The following is a 19,776-nucleotide window of genomic DNA, read 5'->3' on the forward strand; positions in this document are numbered from 1 at the left end:
CAAGGTCCACGCTCGTGAAAGTGATCGCCAGTACCCTTCGCAAGGGCAACGTCGTCGATAAGGACGGCAAGCTCTACGTCATCCTGACGGCGGAGAACATCCACCCCGGCAAGGGCACCCCGGTAACGCAGCTCGATATGCGCCGCATCACCGACGGCGTGAAGGTCTCCGAGCGCTACCGCACCACCGAGCAGGTCGAGCGCGCCTTCGTCGAGGATCGCGACCACACCTTCCTGTACCAGGACGGCGAGGGGTATCACTTCATGAACCCCGAGAGCTACGAGCAGATCGCCGTCCCGGCCGACGTGATCGGCGACGCCGCCCCCTACTTGCAGGAGGGCATGACCGTGTCCCTCTCGACCCATAACGGCGTGCCGCTGACCATCGAGCTGCCGCAGCGCATGACCTTCGAGATCGTCGAGACCGAGCCGGTCACCAAGGGCCAGACCGCCTCCTCGTCCTACAAGCCGGCGCTCCTGTCGAACGGCATCAAGACCTCGGTGCCGCCGCATGTCAGCACCGGCACCCGCGTCGTCATCATGACGGCGGACGGCTCCTACGTGGAACGCGCCAAGGACTAACTTCTACGGCGGGGCCGCGGTGCCTTCCGCGGCCTCGTAGCAAAGCTGCGAGAGCCCCTGCGCCTTGGCCCGCTCCTCCACGGAGTAGGGCCTGCCCGAGCCCCAGAGCCCCTCCCGCCGCAGGGCATCCGCCGTGCAGCGGGCGGCGATCCGGCAAGCCTCCGCCTCGCCGCCGGTGCGGGTGCAGTTGCCCACGTAATCCTTGCGGAAACTCGCGAGCCCCGCCTTCGGATGCGGCCCGGTCAGCGTGACGAGGCCGGTCAACAGGGCGAGCAAGGCCGGCTGGTGCACGAGATAGACGGCGAGGCTGTGCCGGCCGGCAAAGGCTGCCCCGCGGGCCACGGCGTTCCGGGCCCGCCAGCGGGCGAGCCATGACCCGGCGAGCGCCGGCCGCGCGATCCGGGCGAGCGCGATCCCGGCCAGTACCATCCCGAACCAGGGAAACAGCGGCACCCAATCGTTGGTGTCCGGCAGACCGCGACCGAGGCCGAGAAAAGACAATTCCGGTGCGTCGAGCAGGGGATGGGCCACGACGTGCGGCGCCACCAGCACGGCGGTGGCCGCGAGCGCCGTCACCGGGGCCGGCAGGAACACGAAGGGCAAGCCGAGCACGCTCGACACGGCGATGCAGTGCAGGATGCCGAAGAAGATGTAGCTCTGCGGAAACGCGAACCACGTCGCCCCTGTGATGAGGAGTGCGGCCCCGCCGATCCGCACGAGCCGCAGGGCGAAGGCCCGCCAGCGCACGCCCTCGCCGTTGGCGAGCACGAGGCCGATACCCACCAGCAGCAGGAACGCGCCGGCGATGACGTGGGCCGCGAGCCGTCCCGGCGGGGTCAGCGCGAAATTCTGCGGCGTGAGTTGCAGGAATCCGAGATCCCACAGCCCATGATAGGCCGCCATCGCCGCGAGCGCCGCGCCGCGAGCGAGGTCGAGGGCATCGATCCGCCGGCTCGAACGGGGGGGCGTGGAGGCGGGGGAGGCAGGCATGGCCGCGCCCTATCACCGTTCCCCGGTCGAGGCGAAGGGCACCCGCACGAGACGCTGCCTCTCGCTCGGGCAGAACTTGCGGCCAATCGAATCAGCCCGAAACGAGACCGCTCACAGGTCGAATTCGGCACGGATGATCCTAAGCCGTTGTCCAGCCACGCTCTCCCGTCCCGAATCGGCCTTCAAATCAATGGAGCGGACGGGCAAACCGGCGGGGGCGAGATGCGGCATTGACGCCATGCTTCTGAAAAATGATCATTTGAAGTGTCCCGTTGCCGGCCAAACGGGCTTTCCGCGTAATGTGACTTTGTTAACGTAGCATCGGGATTGCGCCGCGCGATTCGGCACGGGTTGCTTACATGTCGAACGAACACGAACTGAGTGCCGTCGGGCTTCGTATGCCGGAGACGCGAGACCGCGCGATGGAGCGGGAGACCGAGGAGGAACGTCCGGCCGAACTCTTGGAGGTCGCCGGGCGCATCAAGTGGTTCGACGTCTCGAAGGGCTTCGGCTTCATCGTGCCGGATGACGGCTCGGCGGACGTGCTGCTGCACATCACCTGCCTGCGGCGGGACGGGCACCAGGCCGCGAGCGAAGGCGCGCGGATCGTGGTCGAGGCGGTGCAGCGCGCCCGCGGCTGGCAGGCCTTCCGGGTGCTCTCGCTGGATCAGTCCACCGCGCTCCACCCCTCCGAACTGCCGATGGCGCGTACTCACGAAGTCGTCACGCCGACGAGCGGCCTGGAACGTGCGGTGGTGAAGTGGTTCAACCGCCTGCGCGGCTTCGGCTTCCTCAGCCGCGGCGACGACACGCCGGACATCTTCGTCCACATGGAGACCCTGCGCCGCTACGGCATCGCCGAGCTGAAGCCCGGCGAGGAGGTGCTGGTGCGCTACGGCGACGGCTCGAAGGGTGCTATGGCGGCGGAAGTCCGCCTCGTCGACGGGGCGCTTCCGGCTTCCCATTGACGGTGATCCGCGTGCCCGTGTTTCCCTCCGCGACAAAGCTTCTGCGCCTCGCCGCCTGCCTCGCCGCTTTGACGGCTGTGCCGACGCTTCCGCTGCGCGCGCAAGAGGCGGCACCCGCCGCCCAGGCCGCGACCGAGCCGCTGGGCATCGTCGCCAAGAACGGTCGCCACGCCTTCCAAGTCGAGGTGATGCGCACCGATGCGCAGCGCGCCAAGGGGCTGATGTACCGCCGCTCCATGGCCGCCGACCACGGCATGCTGTTCGACTTCGAGCGACCGGCGCCGGTCACGATGTGGATGAAGAACACCTATCTTTCGCTCGACATGGTGTTCATCCGCTCCGACGGCTCGATCGCCCGGATCGCCCCGGATACCGAGCCGCTCTCGACCAAGGTGATCCCGTCGGGCGAGCCGGTTCTCGCGGTGCTCGAACTCAATGCCGGCACCGCCGCCAAGCTCGGCATCCGTACCGGCGACCGGGTCGAGCACCCGATGTTCAAGCGCTAGCCGCGATGGCCCCGGAGACCGATGATCCGGCCGGGGTTTGGAACGGTGCGCTGCACGCCGCCGCCCTGTTCGCCGCCGACCCGCACGGCCTCGGCGGGGTCGTGCTGCGGGCCGGAGCCGGTCCGGTGCGCGACCTCTGGCTCGATCATCTCCGCGACAGGCTCACGGGCCCGGTACGGCGGATGCCGCCGGGCATCGCCGACGACCGTCTGATCGGCGGGCTCGACCTGCCCGCCACCCTGCGTGCCGGCCGCCCGGTGATCCAGCGCGGCCTGCTGGCGGAGGCCGATGGCGGTGTCGTCGTGGTGCCGATGGCCGAACGCCTGGAACGCGGCACCGTGGCCCGGCTCGCGAGCGCCCTCGACACCGGTACGCTGGCGCTGGAACGCGACGGCCTCGCCGCGCGGCTCCCGGCCCGGTTCGGCCTCGTGCTGCTCGACGAGGGCCAGGAAGACGAGACCGTCGCCGAGGCGCTGGCCGACCGATTGGCACTCCGCATCGACCTGTCCGGCGTGAGCCTGCGCGATGCGAAGGTCGCCGCTTCCCCTCCCGCTGGCGAGGCGGCCGAAGCGGAGAGCCCATCCGCACCCGACGCGACCGCCACCCTCTGCGCCCTTGCGGAGGCCTTCGGCATCGCCTCGCTGCGGGCGCCGCTTCTCGCCCTGCGGATCGCCCGGCTCATCGCTGGGAAGGCCGGCCGGGACGAACCGAGTGAGGCCGACCTGATCGACGCCGCCCGCCTCGTCCTGGCGCCGCGGGCGACGCGTCTACCCGCACCACCGCAGCCGTCCGAGCCGGAACCGGCGGACCCGCTCCCGCCGGAGCCGCAGCCCCCGCAGGACCGGGACCAAACACCCGAGGACGGGGCCGAGCGCGCGGACGCCCCGCCGAGAGAGCCCGACGAGACGGTGCTCGACGCGGTCCGCGCCGCTCTCCCGAAAAACTTGCTCGCCCGGCTCCTCGCCGGCGGTCCGCCGCTACGCGCCGGCGCGGCCGGGCGGATGGGGGCAGCCTCCGCCTCGCCGCTCACGGGCCGCCCGGTCGGCAGCCGTCCCGGCGATCCGCGCCGGGGGCGGCTCGACCTGATCGCGACCCTGCGCGCCGCCGCCCCCTGGCAGCGCCTGCGCCGGGGCGCGGCAGATCCGCGCCGCGTCATCGTCACCCCGGAGGATTTCCGGATTCGCCGGCTGAAGCGGCGCAGCGAGACGACGACGATCTTCTGCGTCGATGCCTCCGGCTCGGCGGCGCTCGAACGGCTGGCCGAGGCGAAGGGCGCTGTCGAGTTGCTGCTCGCCGAGGCCTATGTCCGGCGCGACCGCATCGCCCTCGTCGCCTTCCGCGGCGCGCGGGCCGAGACCGTGCTGCCGCCGACGCGCTCCCTGGTCAGGGCCAAGCGCGCGCTCGCGGGTCTGCCCGGCGGAGGCGGTACGCCGCTCGCCGCCGGGCTCGACACCGCCGCCGCCCTGGCCCTCGGCATCCGGCGGGCGGGCGGAAGCCCGGTCATCGTCCTGCTCACCGACGGTCGGGCCAACGTCGCCCGCTCCGGTCTCGGCGGCCGGGCGCTGGCCGGAGAGGAGGCTCTGGCGGCCGCCCGCGTGCTTCGGGTGCAGGGGCTCCCCATTCTCGTGATCGACACCGGCGCCCGGCCCGACGGGGCGCGCGGCCTCGCCGAGGCGGCGCAGGGGCGTTACTGTCCGCTGCCCCATGCCGATGCGGGCAGCGTCAGCGCGGCGGTGCGCGCCGCCACAGCCTGAGGCCCCCCTTTGCCCTTGCCCCCAAAAGACGACCGGCCGGATTGGGAGCGCGACGGCCGCGATTGGCCGCACCGGGCGGCCAGCCGCTTCGTGGAGGCCGCGGGCCTGCGCTGGCACGTGCAGGAATTCGGCGATCGGCAAGCGCCCGGCCTGCTGCTCCTGCACGGTACCGGCGCCGCGACCCATTCCTGGCGCGGGCTGGCGCCGCTCCTGGCGCAGGGCGGCTTTCGCGTCGTGGCGCCCGATCTGCCGGGCCACGGCTTCACCGATCCGCTGCCCCCCCGCCGGCTCTCCCTGCCGGGCATGGCCGAGGCGGTGGGCGAGTTCGTCACCAGTCTTGGCCTGACCCCGCAGGTCGTAATCGGCCATTCGGCCGGTGCGGCGGTGCTCGCGCGGATGTGCCTCGACCGGCGCATCGACCCTGATCTGCTGGTGGCGCTCAACGGCGCGCTGACTCCGTTTCCCGGCGTCGCCAGCTTTCTCTTCCCTGGCATCGCCCGGATGCTGTTCCTGAACCCCGTGACCCCGAAGGTTTTCGCCTGGAGCGCCGACCGGGCAGCGGTGCGCCGCCTCATCGACGGCACCGGCTCGCGTCTCGATCCGCAGGGGCTCGACCTCTACCGGCGGCTGTTCACCCGCCCCGGCCACGTCTCGGGCGCGCTGGGCATGATGGCGAACTGGGATCTCCCGGCGCTCGCCCGCGACCTGCCGCGGATTGAGACTCGCACGCTGCTGATCGTCGGCGGGGACGACAAGGCGATCAAGCCCGATGATTCCTTCGCCCTGCGCGAGCGGCTGCGGAGTGCCCGCGTCGAACTGCTGCGCGGGCTCGGCCACCTCGCCCACGAGGAGGCGCCGGAGCGGGTGGCGGAGATCATTCTTGCGGAGGCCGAGGCCATTCGCGCCCCGGCGACCTGAGACGCCTCTTGCGCTGACGAAAATCCCAGCCATAGTGTCAACCTATGTTGACACTCCGCGTCAAACCGACTGTCGCGTCTGGCCCCGATGCCCGGCCGCATGCGGTCGTGATCGGAGCCGGCTTCGGTGGGCTGGCGGCGGCGGTGCGGCTCGGCGCTCGTGGCTATCGCGTCACCGTGCTGGAACGGCTGGACCAGCCGGGCGGCCGCGCCCGCGTCCACCGGCAGGACGGCTTCACCTTCGATGCGGGGCCGACCATCGTCACCGCGCCGTTCCTGTTCGAGGAGCTGTGGCGGCTCTGCGGGCGGGAGATGCGCGAGGATGTGACCCTCGTGCCGATGCAGCCGTTCTATCGCATCCGCTTCGAGGACGGGCAGAGCTTCGCCTATAGCGGCGATCGCGCGGCGATGCGGGCCGAGGTCGCCCGCTTCTCGCCGGACGACGTGCCCGGCTACGAGCGCTTCATGGCCCATAGCGAGGCCGTGTGCCGGATGGGCTTCGAGGAACTCGGCCACGTCCCGTTCGGCAGTGTCGGCTCGATGCTGCGGATCGCGCCGGACCTCCTGCGCCTCTCGGGCCACCGCAGCGTCTACGACGTGGTGTCCCGCTTCATCCGCGACGAGCGCCTGCGCACCATCTTCAGCTTCCATCCCCTGCTCATCGGCGGCAACCCGTTCCGCGCCAGCGGCATCTACTGCCTCATCGCCCATCTGGAGCGGCAATGGGGCGTCCATTTCGCCATGGGCGGCACCGGGCGGCTGGTGGACGGGCTCTGCGGCTTGATCCGGGGGCAGGGCGGCCGCGTCCGGTGCGGCGAGGACGTTGCGCGCATCCGCGTCGAGGGTGGGCGCGCGACCGGTGTGGTGCTGGCGGGCGGCGCGGTCATCCCCGCCGACATCGTGGTCTCGAACGCCGATTCCGCCTTCACCTACGGCACGCTGCTCGGCGGCCGAACCCGGCGCTGGAGCCCGCGGCGTCTGGCCCGCGCCTCCTCCTCCATGGGGCTGTTCGTCTGGTATTTCGGCACCCGGAAGAAATACCCGGAGGTCGATCACCACATGATCCTGATGGGCCCGCGCTATCGCGGCCTGTTGCAGGACATCTTCGACCGCAAGCACTTGGCGGACGACTTCAGCCTCTACCTCCACCGCCCGACCGCGACCGACCCGCTGCTCGCGCCGCCGGGGCATGACGCATTCTACGTGCTCGCCCCGGTGCCGAACCTCGATGGCGGGCAGGATTGGGCGGAGATCGCCGAGCCCTACCGCCAGCGGATCGCCCGCTTCCTCGAAGGCTCGGTGCTGCCGGGGCTCTCCGACGCCCTCGTCACCTCGCGGGTGACGACGCCGCAGGATTTTTCCGACGATTTCCTGAGCGTCCGCGGCTCCGGGTTCGGGCTGGAACCGGTGCTGACGCAATCGGCCTGGTTCCGCCCGCATAACCGCTCGGAAGACGTGGCGAACCTCTTCCTCGTCGGCGCGGGGACGCATCCCGGCGCCGGTCTGCCGGGCGTGCTGTCCTCGGCTCGTGTCCTCGATTCCGTGGTGCCGGATGCCCGTGTTTGCGCCTGACCCTTCCGCCGCCAGCGCGGCCGACCGTTTGGCCTGCCGGGCCGCGATCCGTGCCGGCTCCAAAAGTTTCTTCGCGGCCTCGCTGCTGCTGCCGCCCACGGTGCGGGTCTCGGCCTACGGCCTCTACGCCTTCTGCCGCCTCTCCGACGACGCGGTGGACGAGGCCGGGGGCAACCGCGCGGCAGCCCTCGCCCGCCTGGAGCGACGGCTGACGGCGGCCCTCGATGGCCGCCCCGCCAACCACCCGGCCGACCGGGCGCTCGCCGAGGTGCTCGCCCGCCATGCCATCCCCGAAGCATTGCCGCGGGCGCTGCTCGAAGGGCTGGCCTGGGACACGCAAGGCCGACGCTACGACACGCTGTCGGAGCTGGCCGCCTATGCCGCCCGGGTCGCGGGCGCGGTCGGGGCAATGATGACGCTGGTGATGGGGGTGCGCGACGGCCCGGCGCTCGCCCGCGCCTGCGATCTCGGCGTCGCCATGCAATTCACCAACATCGCCCGCGATGTCGGCGAGGATGCCCGCGCCGGGCGCCTCTACCTGCCGCGCGAATGGCTTGACGCCGCTTGCATCGACGCGAAGGCCTTCCTCGCCGAGCCTCGGCTCGGCCCCGGTCTGCAACGGGTGGTGGCCGATCTGCTGGCCGCGGCCGACGAACTCTATGCCCGCGCCGAACCCGGCATCGCCGCGCTCCCGCTGAGCTGCCGCCCGGCGATCCGCGCCGCCGGCCTGATCTACGCGGAGATCGGCCGCGCCGTGGAGGCGAACGGCCTCGATTCAGTCTCGCAGCGCGCCCGCGTCACCGGCGCGCGCAAGGCCGGGCTTCTGGCCGCCGCCCTCCTGCCCGCGGGCGGCGGACGCGGCTTGCCGGCACCGCCATTGCCCGAGACCGCCTTCCTCGTGGACGCCGTCACACACCATCCGGTCCCGGCCGCGCGCCGCCTGCCGCCGTGGTGGAACGTGTCGGGGCAGGTCGTGCGCGTGCTTGACCTGATCGAGGCGCTGGAAGAGCGCGACGCCTTCCGCCGCTCGGCTGCGTCGTAAGAAGAGGGCGGTCGTTCGATCGAACCGGGTTGAGCTGCATCCCCCTCGCCCCGCCGCGCGGGGAGAGGCCGGCCTGCACCTCGTCGTGCAGGCCGGGAGCGAAGGCGAAGCTGAAGCGAAGGTGAGGGGGCAGCACCGGACGAAGCTCTTTCGGAAAAGCCCCCTCACCCTCTGCTGCCGCCTTGTCGCGCCGACGACGAGGTCGTCGCGACCCTCTCCCCGCCCGCGGGGAGAGGGGATGCACTCACGCGATCAGGTCTCGCGAAGCGTTCTCACGCCAGCCCGCCGGCCTCCACGATGAAGCGGGCCACCGTATCCGCCCCGTGGCCGTCGCGCAGGGAGGCGAACACGTAAGGCCGCGTACCACGCATCCGCTGGGTGTCGGCTTCCATCACCGAGAGGTCGGCGCCGACGAGCGGGGCGAGGTCGGTCTTGTTGACGATGAGCAGGTCGGAGCGGGTGATGCCGGGGCCGCCCTTGCGGGGGATCTTCTCACCGCCCGCCACGTCGATGACGTAGAGGGTGAGATCGGCCAGTTCCGGCGAGAAGGTCGCCGCGAGATTGTCGCCACCGGATTCGATCAGCACGAGGTCGAGCTTCGGGAAGCGACGGCGCATCTCCGCCACCGCCGCGAGGTTGATCGAGGCGTCCTCGCGGATCGCCGTATGCGGGCAGCCGCCGGTCTCGACGCCGAGGATGCGCTCCTCGGGCAGCGCCCCGGCCACCGTGAGGATGCGGGCATCCTCCTTGGTGTAGATGTCGTTGGTGATCGCGCAGATCTCGTAGGTATCGCGGAAGCGGCGGCAGAGCTGCTCCATCAGCGCGGTCTTGCCGGAGCCGACGGGTCCGCCGATGCCGACGCGCAGGGGTCCGTTCACGGATGCCATGACTTCCAAAAAATCCTCAGGAGCGGAAGATGCGGGAATACTGCGTCTCGTGCCGGAAGGAGCCGAGATCGAGCCGAAGGGTCGCGCTGCCGAGCGCGTCGAGTCCGGCCTCATGCAGCGATTCGGCCAATGCGGCGACGCGGGGGGTCAGCGCGGCGAGAATCGTCGTGCCGGCGCTCTGGCCGACCGGCGCCACCCGCAGCGCCGCCGAGACGAGGTTCTGAACGAAGGCAAGGCCATAGGCCGCCACCGTCGCCTCCCGCGCGACGCCGTGCGCGCCCGCCGCGGCGCCGACGGCGACGGGATAGGCGACCTCAGTCGTCAGCCGATCGGCAACCGTCGAGAGGGCAGGGCAGGGCCAGGCCCGCAGGGTCGCGTCCAGGAAGCTGCGCCCCTGCTGGCTCGTCTCCAGATGGAGTTCGCGGGAGGGGGCGAGCGCGAGGGCGAGGTCGTTGATCTCCGCGAGACCCGCATCGTCTCCGGCCTCGGTGGCGCGATGCGCGGCGGCGCAGAGGATCATGTCGTTGCGCCCCGCGCCCCGTTCCAGCACGTCGGCGAGCCAATCGGCGAGGGTGGGGGCGTCGCGCACATCGCCACTCTCCACCGCCCATTCGAGGCCGTGCGAATAGGCAAAAGCCCCGACCGGATAGGTCGGCGAGAGCCACGCCATCAGCCGCAAGGCGTCAATCATGGGCGTGCGGGTGGCCGTGCGAATGGCCGTGCCCATGGTCATGGGCATGCCCGCCGGCATAGGCGCCGCCCTCGGGCCGGAACGGCCGCGTCACCGGCTCGGCGCTGCCGCCCAAACCCCGCACCATCTCGGCGAGCACGTGGTCGTGGCCGATCCACACCGCCTCCTCGCCGATCTCGGCGGGGATGTGCCGATTGCCGATATGCCAGATCAGACGCTTGAGGGCGTGCGGGGAGGGCGCGCGGATTTCCAGCAACGCTTCGGGCGCCGCCTCGACCCAGACGAGCCGACCATCCTCCAGCGCGAGGGCGTCGCCGTCATCGAGCACGGTGGCCTCGTGCAGATCGAGCAGGAAGGCCGTGCCACCGACGCCGCGCATCGCCATGCGGCGGCGATGCCGGTCGTTCGAATCGAGCACGATGCGGTCGATGATCTCGCCGGAGCCGAGACGGTCGCGGCGGATGACACGGGTGGCGCGGATCATGGTTCAGAACAGGAAGTAGCGCTGCGCCATCGGCAAGACCTCCGCCGGCTCGCAGACCAGCAACTCGCCGTCGGCGCGCACGTCGTAGGTCTCGGGGTCGATCTCGATGTTCGGGGTCGCGTCGTTGAGGATCATGCTCTTCTTCGAGATGCCGCCGCGCACATTCTCCACCGCCACCAGCTCCTTGGAGATGCGCAGCTTCTCCTTCACGCCGTCCTCGAGTGCCGCCCGCGAGACGAAGGTGAGCGCGGTGGCGTAGGGCGCGCGGCCATAGGCGCCGAACATCGGGCGATAGTGCACCGGCTGCGGCGTCGGGATCGAGGCGTTGGGGTCGCCCATCGGCGCGGTGGCGATCATGCCGCCCTTGAGCACGAGGTCCGGCTTCACGCCGAAGAAGGCCGGCGTCCACAGCACGAGGTCGGCGAGCTTGCCCGGCTCCACCGAGCCGATATGGCGCGACACGCCGTGGGCGATGGCCGGGTTGATCGTGTATTTCGCCACGTAACGCCGCGCGCGCAGGTTGTCGTTGCCCGAAGCATCGCCGGACAAGGCGCCGCGCTGGCGCTTCATCTTGTCGGCGGTCTGCCATGTGCGGATCACGACCTCGCCGACCCGGCCCATCGCCTGACTGTCGGACGACATCATCGAGAGCGCGCCGATATCGTGCAGGATGTCTTCGGCCGCGATGGTCTCCTTGCGGATGCGGCTCTCGGCGAAGGCGAGGTCTTCGGGGATCGACGGGTCGAGGTGGTGGCACACCATCAGCATGTCGAGATGCTCGTCGATGGTGTTTTTCGTGAAGGGCCGCGTCGGGTTCGTCGATGACGGGAGCACGTTGGCCAGCCCCGCTACCCGCATGATGTCCGGCGCATGGCCGCCGCCGGCGCCCTCGGTGTGGAAGGCGTGGATGGTGCGGCCCTTGAAGGCGGCGATCGTGTCCTCGACGAAGCCCGATTCGTTGAGCGTGTCGGTGTGGATCATGACCTGCACGTCGAAGGCGTCCGCCACCGAGAGGCAGGTGTCGATCGCGGCGGGCGTGGTGCCCCAATCCTCGTGCAGCTTCATCGCGCAGGCGCCGGCGCGGATCATCTCTTCCAGGGCGCCGGGCACCGAGGCGTTGCCCTTGCCGGCAAAGGCGAGGTTCATCGGGAAGGCATCGGCCGCCTCGATCATCCGGGCGATGTGCCAGGGGCCCGGCGTGCAGGTGGTGGCGAAGGTGCCGTGCGCCGGCCCGGTGCCGCCGCCGAGCATCGTCGTGACGCCGGAGCAGAGCGCCTCCTCGATCTGCTGCGGACAGATGAAGTGGATGTGGCTGTCGAAGCCGCCGGCCGTGAGGATCTTGCCCTCGCCCGCGATCACCTCGGTGCCGGGGCCGACGACGATGTCGACATTCGCCTGAACGTCCGGGTTGCCGGCCTTTCCGAGCTTGAAGATGCGGCCGCGCACGATGCCGACATCGCATTTCACGATGCCCCAATGGTCGAGCACCACCGCGTTGGTGATGACGGTATCGACGGCGCCCGCGGCGTTGGTCGCCTGTGATTGGCCCATCCCGTCGCGGATCACCTTGCCGCCACCGAACTTCACCTCCTCGCCATAGGTCGTGAGATCGCGCTCGACCTCGATCTCGAGGCTGGTGTCGGAGAGGCGAATCCGGTCGCCGGTGGTCGGTCCGAACATGGCGGCATAGGCCGCGCGGGGGAGGGCGGCGGGCTTGCGGATGTCGGCCATTTCTAAAGAGTCCCTCGCGCCTCGGCGACCGCGCGGTCGAAGCGATCTTCCAGGGCGGAATTGGTGCCGCGGCAGCCCGCCACGACCTCTTCCGCCCAGGCGATGTAATCGGCGATCCGCTGCCGCTCCCAACCCTCCGGCGGGCTCGCCGTCAGCGAGCGTAGATTGCTGGTCTTGTCGGCGAGCTTGATCGCCTTGGCACCCGCCGATTTGTGCGGCGCTCCCTCGACCTGCCGCCGCTTGCGCTCCGCTTTGGGGAGAGACTTGTCGTCCGTCACCTCCGCGACGAGGGCGGCCACGCGCGGGCCGAACAGCCGCTCCAACTCCTCGCGGTCGGTCTGGGTGTCTTCGAGCGTATCGTGGAGCCAGCCAGCGGCCACGAGGGCGGCATCGGGCTCCCCCATCGTCTCCGCGAGGAGGCAGGCGACTTCCGCCAGATGGTTGACGTAGGGCTCGCGGGCGGCGCCCTTTCGCTGCTGGTCCGCGTGCCGGCGGGCCGCGAAATCGGCCGCGCGCGACACGAGCGCCACGTCCACACGGCGATCCGGATCGAGCCCGCTCACAGCGGCCCCATCACGTCGCCGCGGAAGCCGTAGACGTTCCGGTCGCCCGAGAGCGGCACCAGCGCCACCTCGCGGGTCGAGCCCGGCTCGAAACGCACCGCCGTGCCCGGTGCGATGTCGAGGCGCTGGCCGCGGGCCTTGTCGCGGTCGAAGACGAGGCCGGGATTCGCCTCGAAGAAATGATAGTGCGAGCCGACCTGGATCGGCCGGTCCCCGGTATTGGCGACCTCGATCACCGTGCGCGGCGCACCTTCGTTGAAGACGATCTCGCCCGGCAAGGTCGTCACGGTGCCCGGCACGTCCGCCGAGGGTGCGCCGCGGATCGGGTGGTGGACCGTGACGAGCTTGGTACCGTCGGGGAAGGTCGCCTCGACCTGAATGTCGTGGATCATCTCGGGCACGCCCTCCATCACCTGCGAGGCATCGAGAACGCGGGCACCGGCCTGCATCAACTCGGCGACGGAGCGCCCGTCACGGGCACCCTCGACCACGAAGTCGGTGATGAGGGCGATCGCCTCCGGATGGTTGAGCTTCACCCCCCGCGCCAGCCGGTTGCGGGCGACCTGGGCGGCCATGGCGACGAGGAGCTTGTCTTTCTCGCGGGGCGTAAGGAGCAAGGCGTGCGTCCTGAGGTGAGAGTCGGCCGGGCCTGAAGGTCCGCCGAGCAAGGATCATGCTCGGCCCAAGGTCAAGCTGGTCAGGTCTGCCACACGCGTGGCATCGGCTGCCCGCGCCATGCGGCGAGGAAGCGGGCGGCGCCGTCGCGCAGGGGTGCGACAGTGGGGGCCAGCATCCGCACGGCGAGGTGGCCGTTCCAGGCGCTCGCCCCGGCCTCGACCTGCGGCGGCAGCGCGTCGAGGAGGGCGCGGGCCTCGTCGAGCCGGCCCTCCGCGCCCGGCGAAAGGTCGAGGATCGTGGCCAGTGCGCGGGCCCCGCCGCCGATCGCCCGGCGGTCCATGAGGGCCGTGACCGCCCCCTCGAGACGCAGGCTGTCGGCGTAGACGAGGCGGCCGTCGCGGCGGAGGCGCCAGCGATCCTCGAACAGGGCCTCCTCCAGGCTCTCGCCGCGAGCGGCCCGGCCGAGCACCGCGATCTCGGCCACCAGCAACGATGCGTCGGGGGCAAGATCCGCCTCAAAGCGGCGCACCAGTCGGGCCCGGTCGAACAGGATGGTCTCCTGCGGCAGCCAATCGAGCCGCCCGCCGGCGCCGACACTCACCCGGTTGACGATCTCGGCACAGGGTCCGTCCGAGCGGTAGATCTTCTCCGCCGCGGTGGTGGTCAGCAGGCAGGCCCCGCCCGGCTCGACCGTCACCGACACCGCGAACACATCGCCGCAGGCGATGCCGCCGCCGGTATTGACCAGCACGCCCTCCAGCATCCGCTCGGCGCCCTGGCGGGGAAAGCGCAGGCGCAAGGGGCCGCTCTCGGCGAGATCGACGATCCGCGTTGGCGCGTCCGGCGCCGTTCCGGCCGGGGCGACGCGCAGATGCGCCGCGCCCTGCGAGCGCTGGCGGGACAAAGCGGGGCGGAGCGGTTCGGCGGCGGGGATCGGACGGCCTCCGGCGGAGCAGGTGCGGGCTTCATCGGCCAGCGGAGCCCTTATCCGCAAGGTGGCGGGCCCCACCGGTCCGGTGCCATCCCGCACCGATCTTCGGCAGCGAACGCGCAGGATGAGGGCAGAGAAGACCGTCCTTGGCCGTGAGAGGGTCACTCTTCCCCTTGACCGGAGCGGCCGGAACGCCCACCGCGTCATCGTTTCAAGGGCGTTCAACCGAGCCTTGCGACGTCCTGCTCCACGATCGGGACCTCATCCGGCCCCGAGAGGCGACCGTCATGACTTCATCCGATCCCGAGGCCGTCTCCGCCTCGGCCTACCGCGAAGCGATGGCGCAGATCGCGAGTGCGGTGCATCTCGTGACCACGGACGGGCCCGGCGGCCGGGCGGGCGTCACGGCAACCTCGGTGTGCAGCGTCAGCGACGGTCCGCCGACATTGCTGGTCTGCCTCAATCGCGGCTCGTCCGCCTATCCGGCCTTTCTGCGCAACGGGGTGCTGTGCATCAACACGCTCACGGCGGCGCAGGAAGGCCTCTCCGCCGATTTCGCCGGCCGCGTGCCGCAGGCGGAACGCTTCGCGGAACCAGCCTGGGGCACGCTGCAGACCGGGGCACCGGTGCTGGCAGGCGCCCTCGTCAGCTTCGATTGCCGGATCGTCGATCGCCACGAGGTCGGCACGCATGACGTGCTGATCTGCACGGTCGAGGCGCTCGCCGAGATCAGCGGCGCCGACAGCCTGCTTTATGCCGGGCGGCACTATCGCGTCCTGCCGCGCGAGGGCTCCAAAGGCGGCTGATCGCCCTTGCCGAGGCGGTAGGCCGCATCGCCGACCTGTTCCGGCAACGAACATCATCGAGGCGCTACGCCGGCAGCCTCGAAGCCCGCCGCGCCGTCTCTCCCGGCCGACCGATGCCGTGGGATCGACGCTTCAAGCGTGCTTCGAGGCCAAGCTTGCGCCCGGCCGCTCGGCAGGGAGCGGACGGGTCGACCGAAGCAAGGTCGCCCAACCGGCGCTCAGCGCTCGTAGTGGCGCGCGCGGGCGGTGTTAGCGTTGAAGGTGCTGCGGCTCGGGCGCTGCGGCGCGAACGAGCTGGGATCGCGATCCGGAAGGCCGAACAGGTTCAGCGGCTCGGCCGAGCGGGGAACGCTGCCAGTCGTCTCCGGCTGCTGCGCCCCGACCATCCGGCCCCGATCGCCCGCGAAAGCGCCACCGGCCGAGACAGCGAGCACGACGAGTGCGGCGGAGAAGATGCGTACGGACATTTTCTTGTCTCCTGAACGAGTTGCTTCGTTCAGGGAGTTAAGCACGTCGCGGGCGCAATGCTCACAGATTTTGTGCAGTGAAGCCCGCCGAATAGCCATCGTTTGCATACGATATGGGCATCGCGAGATCGCTACACAGCCCCCGAGCTAATTGGTGCAGCCTCATAGCGCTATATTTCCTATCCGTTTCCGGTACTTAGACGAAACGTAGAGGAATCTGCCTGCTTGCTTAGCATGTGGCACAATCCTTTCCCGCCATGTGCGTGCGGGCACGGCGCGCGTTTCTGCCGGGACTAAACGGGCGGCACCCACTGTAGCAGCGCCGCAGCCTCACCCCCCCGGCCGATCGCCGCCGTCAGCGCCCTGCCGTCTCTCCCGCTTGGGCCCATCCGGGCCGCTACAGGACAAGCGGCACGGCCGGGAGGCCGCGGTCTATAATCCTCCGCGCCGGCGACCGCGCCGCGACTTCCAGCTCACGGCATCGTTCTGAAGATTAGATTCCGCGCGATGCTCTCGCTTCATTTTTGCATCGTCGCGAACGCCAGCGCCCCCTGTCCGGACGATGCTCTCACCAAGGCCCGTTCATGCCCCTGACCCTCGACGCGCTCAATGCGGCCTCCGAAGCGGATTTCGTCGCCGCCCTTGGCGCGATCTTCGAACATGCGCCCTGGGTCGCCGAGGCCGCAGCGGCCCGGCGGCCATTCGGAAGCGTAGAGGCTTTGTTCGCGGCCATGCGCGAGGCGGTTCTCGCAGCGCCCGCGGCGCGGCGGCTCGCCCTGCTGCAGGGCCATCCCGAACTCGCCGGCCGCTCGGCCCGCGCCGGCACCATCGCCGCCGATTCCATCGCCGAGCAGGCCGCCGCCGGGCTCGATCGCTTGAGCGAGGCGGAATACGCGCGGTTCGCGGCGCTCAACGCCGCCTATGCCGAGACCTTCGGCTTCCCGTTCATCCTCTGCATCAAGCGGCACGGCCGCGCCTCGCTGCTGCGGCAGTTCGAGACCCGGCTGTCCAGCGACGCGGCGCGCGAGCGGGAGACGGCCGAGGCCGAAATCCTCCGGATCGCGGCGATCCGCCTCGACGCCCTCGTCGAGGGGGAGGGGCGGCTGCGCACCACGGGGCGGCTCTCGACCCATGTGCTCGATACGGTGGCCGGCCGGCCAGCGGCGGGCGTCGTGGTCGAACTCGCCGAGATCGTCGGGGACGAATCGGTGACGGTCGCCCGCACCGTGACCAATGCCGACGGGCGCACCGACAGCCCGCTGATCGGCGGTCGCCCGGTGCCGATCGCGACCTACGAGCTCCGCTTCTACATCGGCGCGTATTTCTGCCGCACCGGGCTCACCCTGCCGGATCCGGCCTTCCTCGATGTGGTGCCGATCCGCTTCGGCGTGGCCGAGCCGGAGGGGCAGTATCACGTCCCTCTCGTTGCCAGCCCCTGGAGCTACCAGACCTATCGCGGAAGCTGAGCATCGCCGAACAGGTGCCGGGCGAGCCGCGAATGCTCCTCGCGCAGGCGGCCGGTCTCGATGCCGAGCGGCTGCCCGTCGATCACCCGCCAGCGCCCCGCCACCATCACCCGGTCGGCCCGATGCGCCCCGCACAGCACCAGCGCGGCGAGCGGGTCGTGCGCGCCGGAGAAGCGCAGTTCGTCCAGGGTGAACAGGGCCAGATCCGCTTCCCGGCCGGGCTCGATCCGGCCGATGTCGCTGCGCCCGAGGCAGGCGGCGGAGCCTTGCGTCGCCCAGCGCAGGGCATCGAGATGGGTCACGGCTTCCGCGCCGTAGGTCAGGCGGTTGATCATCAGGGCGTGGCGCACGCCCTCGATCAGGTTGGAATTGTCGTTCGAGGCCGAGCCATCGACGCCGAGGCCGACCGGCGAGCCCGCTGCCTCCAACTCGCAGGTCCGACACTGGCCCGAGGCGAGCACCATGTTCGAGGTCGGGCAATGGCACACTCCAACGCCGGCCGCGCCGAGGCGGTGCACCTCGTCGTCGTTGAAGTGGATGCCGTGGGCGAGCCAGGCCCGCGAATTCATCCAGCCGACCTCCTTGAGGTAATCGACCGGGCGCTGGCCGAACGCCTCAAGGCAAAAGGCGTTCTCGTCACGGGTCTCGCCGAGATGGGTGTGGAGCGGGCAATCGTAGCGCTCGGCCAGCGCGGCGCTCTCGCGCATCAGCCGCTTGGTGACGGCGAAGGGCGAGCAGGGGGCAAGCCCGATCCGCACCATCGCGCCGGGCGCGGGATCGTGGAACAGGCGCAGCACCCGCTCGCTGTCGGCGAGGATGGTGTCGTCGTCCTGCACCAGCGCCTTGGGCGGCAGGCCGCCCTCTTCCTGCGACAGGCTCATCGAGCCGCGGGTGACGACGGCGCGGATGCCGAGGCGCCGCGCCTCCTCGACCTGGATGTCGACGGCATTCTCCAGCCCCTGCGGGAACAGGTAGTGGTGGTCACCCGCCGTGGTGCAGCCCGACAGCAGCAGTTCCGTGTAGGCGAGCCGCGTCGCGAGCCGGAAGGCGTCCGGCGTCAGCCGCCCCCAGATCCCGTAGAGCGCCTGCAGCCATGGAAACAGCGGCTTGTTGATCGCCGCCGGATGGGCGCGCGTCAGCGTCTGGAAGAAGTGGTGATGCGTGTTGATGAGGCCGGGGATGACGACATGCCGCCCGGCCTCAAAGGTCTCGTCCACCGGCGCGGCGGGCTGCCCGCCAGCCGGCACCCGCTCAGAGATGCGGCTGCCCTCGACGACGACGCCCCCGCCGGCCCCGTCCGCCAGGATCGCGAGGGGATCGCGTATCCAGAGCCGCCGCGCGACCGTGCCATCCGCTGCCATGCCGATTCCCGAGATCTTCGAAAGGTGAGACCGGACCCGTCACCGATCTGGCTCTATCGAACAGCGAAACTAGGGGTCACGTCGCCGCGGCGAAAGCGTCTACCTTGAGACCTGTGGTGGAAGCGTCGCAGAACTTCGCGTTTTGATACATGGATCTATGGACGCCACGCGGAGGCGCCCCTATCTTTGCTGAAAGCTTCCGCGACGGGTGCCGGTGCACGCGATGCGAAAGCCCACGGCCGGCGTTGTCCTTCTCCGACCCCGAGAGGATTTTCCATGTCGCGCGGCAGCCGCTTTCCGACCCTGCTCCTCGTGCTCGGCACGATCCTGACGGCAGCCCCTGCGGGCGCCGAGGACAAGCCCGGCGCGCCATCCCCCGAGACCAAATCCGCGGGCCAGTGGACCGATCCACCGGCCAAGGTGAACACCCCGGCGATGAACGCCGCCGCGGCGAAACCGATCGCGATGCCTGCAAAGATCGAAGAGCCCAAGGTCTCAACCCGCGCCGAAGCCCGGCCGACCCGACGCACGGCTCGGGTCCGCCGGGAGCGGATTCGAACGGCCGCGAGCCGCGCCCGGCCGATCCGACAGGTGCGGGTGGCGATGTCGCGGAGGGACGAGAGTCGACCGACCCGGCGGGTCGTGGCCCGGATGGCGCCGACACCGCGGACGTTCAGGGCGACGGGACGGAGCCTGAGTCCGGTCTACGGGTTCATCGCGCCGGATGCCCCGGCCGACGCCTATTACGAACAGCGCCGCATCGGGAGCGTCGGGAACCGACCGGGCCATCTCGGTCTCCCCTCGGACGGCGGACCGGCCTATCGCACCGTCGGGATGCGCGGGGACGGCCACCTCGTCATGCGGTGGCGCGGGCCGGGCGTACCGACCGGTCTCATGATCGACCGCCCATCGCCATTCGACTGATTCGCCGAGGAAGCGGGTGGTCGGCTCCGCCCTTCGATAAGGCGGGGCCGTCAGAGATCAGAGAGGGAAGGGCCGCTCAGCGCGCGCGGCCGGGACGTGCCGGTTCGAACACGATGCGGCGGTGATAGGCGCACCAGCTCTTGCCATCGGCAACCGGAGCCCCGCAGCACACGGCCTGGTCGCTCGGCTCACCGATGATGAACTTGCAGACGAAAGTGCCGGATTGCGCGAAGGGGACACGAAGATCGGCGGAGGGTTCGGCAATCGCATCGGCCTCACCGACTTGCGGCAGGCGGAAAAGCTGGTTCATCGTGCGGACACTCGGTGTTCGGACTCGCTGGACCCAAGCGAGGGGCGGCACAGCGCCCTGGGCCTGGACGGATGTTTCGGCCGGCCCGCTCGCCTTATGCGATCCGTACGGCGAGGTTCAGTCCCGGCTGAATGCGGGACCGGCGTCGCGAACGGGCGCAAGACGAAGGTCGGCTGATTGTCTGGCGTAAGTATACCTGATTCCCCG

General features: G+C 70.5%; 21 protein-coding genes. 10 read left to right on the forward strand and 11 right to left on the reverse strand.

What is annotated here, in order from left to right:
• Window positions 1-14 precede the first annotated feature (14 nt).
• The gene (gene efp / locus ASF53_RS05730) at window positions 15-581 is read left to right on the forward strand and encodes an elongation factor P (protein ID WP_056195257.1); all 567 of its coding nucleotides are present in this window, start codon (window positions 15-17) and stop codon (window positions 579-581) included.
• 3 nt (window positions 582-584) lie between these two features.
• Here the strand turns inward: efp and ASF53_RS05735 are convergent, their stop codons facing one another.
• Entirely contained in the window at window positions 585-1,571 is a 987-nt protein-coding gene (locus ASF53_RS05735) for a heparan-alpha-glucosaminide N-acetyltransferase (RefSeq protein ID WP_056195260.1), read from the reverse strand.
• Window positions 1,572-1,993: 422 nt separating this feature from the next.
• On the opposite strand from ASF53_RS05735, the gene ASF53_RS05740 reads away from it, so the two are divergent.
• From ASF53_RS05740 to ASF53_RS05765, 6 genes are read left to right on the forward strand one after another with little or no spacing between them, the layout of a single operon-like run.
• Complete coding sequence (locus ASF53_RS05740) at window positions 1,994-2,539, forward strand: cold-shock protein (RefSeq protein ID WP_193763202.1); 546 nt, start codon at window positions 1,994-1,996, stop codon at window positions 2,537-2,539.
• Window positions 2,536-3,045: a DUF192 domain-containing protein gene (locus ASF53_RS05745; RefSeq protein ID WP_056195266.1), complete on the forward strand. Its 510-nt coding sequence runs from the start codon at window positions 2,536-2,538 to the stop codon at window positions 3,043-3,045. Before ASF53_RS05740 ends, ASF53_RS05745 begins: the two co-directional genes overlap by 4 nt.
• 5 nt (window positions 3,046-3,050) lie before the next feature.
• Entirely contained in the window at window positions 3,051-4,799 is a 1,749-nt protein-coding gene (locus ASF53_RS05750; protein ID WP_056195269.1) for a magnesium chelatase subunit D, read from the forward strand.
• Between the two features lie 9 nt (window positions 4,800-4,808).
• Entirely contained in the window at window positions 4,809-5,717 is a 909-nt protein-coding gene (bchO, locus tag ASF53_RS05755; protein ID WP_056195271.1) for an alpha/beta fold hydrolase BchO, read from the forward strand.
• 44 nt (window positions 5,718-5,761) lie between these two features.
• Entirely contained in the window at window positions 5,762-7,288 is a 1,527-nt protein-coding gene (gene crtI / locus ASF53_RS05760) for a phytoene desaturase family protein (protein ID WP_056195274.1), read from the forward strand.
• On the forward strand, window positions 7,269-8,330 hold the full coding sequence (locus ASF53_RS05765) for a phytoene/squalene synthase family protein (RefSeq protein WP_056195276.1): 1,062 nt from the start codon (window positions 7,269-7,271) through the stop codon (window positions 8,328-8,330). Before crtI ends, ASF53_RS05765 begins: the two co-directional genes overlap by 20 nt.
• A 272-nt stretch (window positions 8,331-8,602) precedes the next feature.
• Here the strand turns inward: ASF53_RS05765 and ureG are convergent, their stop codons facing one another.
• The 7 genes from ureG to ASF53_RS05800 all read right to left on the reverse strand — a co-directional run bounded on the left by ureG (window position 8,603) and on the right by ASF53_RS05800 (window position 14,313).
• Window positions 8,603-9,217, reverse strand: a complete 615-nt coding sequence (gene ureG, locus ASF53_RS05770) for an urease accessory protein UreG (RefSeq protein ID WP_056195279.1) — start codon at window positions 9,215-9,217, stop codon at window positions 8,603-8,605.
• Window positions 9,218-9,233: 16 nt separating this feature from the next.
• Window positions 9,234-9,956 carry an urease accessory protein UreF gene (locus tag ASF53_RS05775; protein WP_056195570.1) on the reverse strand — a complete coding sequence of 241 codons (723 nt, stop codon included), beginning with the start codon at window positions 9,954-9,956 and terminating at the stop codon, window positions 9,234-9,236.
• The gene (locus ASF53_RS05780; RefSeq protein ID WP_056195282.1) at window positions 9,901-10,392 is read right to left on the reverse strand and encodes an urease accessory protein UreE; all 492 of its coding nucleotides are present in this window, start codon (window positions 10,390-10,392) and stop codon (window positions 9,901-9,903) included. The genes ASF53_RS05775 and ASF53_RS05780 overlap by 56 nt, the downstream gene beginning before the upstream one ends.
• Before the next feature lie 3 nt (window positions 10,393-10,395).
• Window positions 10,396-12,123, reverse strand: coding sequence for an urease subunit alpha (gene ureC, locus ASF53_RS05785; protein ID WP_056195284.1), 1,728 nt, complete (start codon window positions 12,121-12,123; stop codon window positions 10,396-10,398).
• A gap of 2 nt (window positions 12,124-12,125) precedes the next feature.
• Window positions 12,126-12,686: an HD domain-containing protein gene (locus ASF53_RS05790; protein ID WP_056195287.1), complete on the reverse strand. Its 561-nt coding sequence runs from the start codon at window positions 12,684-12,686 to the stop codon at window positions 12,126-12,128.
• A complete protein-coding gene (locus ASF53_RS05795; protein WP_082482486.1) occupies window positions 12,683-13,303 on the reverse strand; it encodes an urease subunit gamma in 621 nt (206 codons plus the stop codon). The genes ASF53_RS05790 and ASF53_RS05795 overlap by 4 nt, the downstream gene beginning before the upstream one ends.
• A gap of 80 nt (window positions 13,304-13,383) precedes the next feature.
• On the reverse strand, window positions 13,384-14,313 hold the full coding sequence (locus tag ASF53_RS05800; protein WP_056195573.1) for an urease accessory protein UreD: 930 nt from the start codon (window positions 14,311-14,313) through the stop codon (window positions 13,384-13,386).
• A gap of 209 nt (window positions 14,314-14,522) precedes the next feature.
• Here ASF53_RS05800 and ASF53_RS05805 point away from each other — a divergent pair, with 209 nt between their 5' ends.
• Complete coding sequence (locus ASF53_RS05805) at window positions 14,523-15,041, forward strand: flavin reductase (protein ID WP_056195293.1); 519 nt, start codon at window positions 14,523-14,525, stop codon at window positions 15,039-15,041.
• Window positions 15,042-15,259: 218 nt separating this feature from the next.
• Here the strand turns inward: ASF53_RS05805 and ASF53_RS05810 are convergent, their stop codons facing one another.
• Entirely contained in the window at window positions 15,260-15,508 is a 249-nt protein-coding gene (locus tag ASF53_RS05810; protein ID WP_056195296.1) for a hypothetical protein, read from the reverse strand.
• A 584-nt stretch (window positions 15,509-16,092) separates the two neighbouring features.
• On the opposite strand from ASF53_RS05810, the gene uraD reads away from it, so the two are divergent.
• A complete protein-coding gene (uraD, locus tag ASF53_RS05815) occupies window positions 16,093-16,974 on the forward strand; it encodes a 2-oxo-4-hydroxy-4-carboxy-5-ureidoimidazoline decarboxylase (protein ID WP_056195299.1) in 882 nt (293 codons plus the stop codon).
• Here uraD and ASF53_RS05820 read toward each other — a convergent pair.
• Window positions 16,959-18,335, reverse strand: coding sequence for an 8-oxoguanine deaminase (locus tag ASF53_RS05820; RefSeq protein ID WP_056195302.1), 1,377 nt, complete (start codon window positions 18,333-18,335; stop codon window positions 16,959-16,961). The genes uraD and ASF53_RS05820 overlap by 16 nt on opposite strands.
• A gap of 276 nt (window positions 18,336-18,611) precedes the next feature.
• On the opposite strand from ASF53_RS05820, the gene ASF53_RS05825 reads away from it, so the two are divergent.
• The gene (locus ASF53_RS05825) at window positions 18,612-19,259 is read left to right on the forward strand and encodes a hypothetical protein (RefSeq protein WP_056195304.1); all 648 of its coding nucleotides are present in this window, start codon (window positions 18,612-18,614) and stop codon (window positions 19,257-19,259) included.
• A 76-nt stretch (window positions 19,260-19,335) separates the two neighbouring features.
• Here ASF53_RS05825 and ASF53_RS05830 read toward each other — a convergent pair whose 3' ends face one another.
• Window positions 19,336-19,569: a hypothetical protein gene (locus tag ASF53_RS05830; RefSeq protein ID WP_003600212.1), complete on the reverse strand. Its 234-nt coding sequence runs from the start codon at window positions 19,567-19,569 to the stop codon at window positions 19,336-19,338.
• Between the last annotated feature and the right edge of the window lie 207 nt (window positions 19,570-19,776).

Source organism: Methylobacterium sp. Leaf123 (assembly GCF_001423405.1).
Classification (GTDB): Bacteria; Pseudomonadota; Alphaproteobacteria; order Rhizobiales; family Beijerinckiaceae; genus Methylobacterium.

Coding starts and splice junctions, on each gene's coding strand:
- ASF53_RS05735 (WP_056195260.1), bottom strand. CDS start 1,571: ATGCCTGCCTCCCCCGCCTCCACGCCCCCCCGTTCGAGCCGGCGGATC.
- ASF53_RS05740 (WP_193763202.1), top strand. CDS start 1,994: ATGGAGCGGGAGACCGAGGAGGAACGTCCGGCCGAACTCTTGGAGGTC.
- ASF53_RS05750 (WP_056195269.1), top strand. CDS start 3,051: ATGGCCCCGGAGACCGATGATCCGGCCGGGGTTTGGAACGGTGCGCTG.
- crtI (WP_056195274.1), top strand. CDS start 5,762: ATGTTGACACTCCGCGTCAAACCGACTGTCGCGTCTGGCCCCGATGCC.
- ASF53_RS05765 (WP_056195276.1), top strand. CDS start 7,269: ATGCCCGTGTTTGCGCCTGACCCTTCCGCCGCCAGCGCGGCCGACCGT.
- ureG (WP_056195279.1), bottom strand. CDS start 9,217: ATGGCATCCGTGAACGGACCCCTGCGCGTCGGCATCGGCGGACCCGTC.
- ASF53_RS05775 (WP_056195570.1), bottom strand. CDS start 9,956: ATGCCCATGACCATGGGCACGGCCATTCGCACGGCCACCCGCACGCCC.
- ASF53_RS05780 (WP_056195282.1), bottom strand. CDS start 10,392: ATGATCCGCGCCACCCGTGTCATCCGCCGCGACCGTCTCGGCTCCGGC.
- ureC (WP_056195284.1), bottom strand. CDS start 12,123: ATGGCCGACATCCGCAAGCCCGCCGCCCTCCCCCGCGCGGCCTATGCC.
- ASF53_RS05805 (WP_056195293.1), top strand. CDS start 14,523: ATGACTTCATCCGATCCCGAGGCCGTCTCCGCCTCGGCCTACCGCGAA.
- ASF53_RS05810 (WP_056195296.1), bottom strand. CDS start 15,508: ATGTCCGTACGCATCTTCTCCGCCGCACTCGTCGTGCTCGCTGTCTCG.
- uraD (WP_056195299.1), top strand. CDS start 16,093: ATGCCCCTGACCCTCGACGCGCTCAATGCGGCCTCCGAAGCGGATTTC.
- ASF53_RS05820 (WP_056195302.1), bottom strand. CDS start 18,335: ATGGCAGCGGATGGCACGGTCGCGCGGCGGCTCTGGATACGCGATCCC.
- ASF53_RS05825 (WP_056195304.1), top strand. CDS start 18,612: ATGTCGCGCGGCAGCCGCTTTCCGACCCTGCTCCTCGTGCTCGGCACG.
- ASF53_RS05830 (WP_003600212.1), bottom strand. CDS start 19,569: ATGAACCAGCTTTTCCGCCTGCCGCAAGTCGGTGAGGCCGATGCGATT.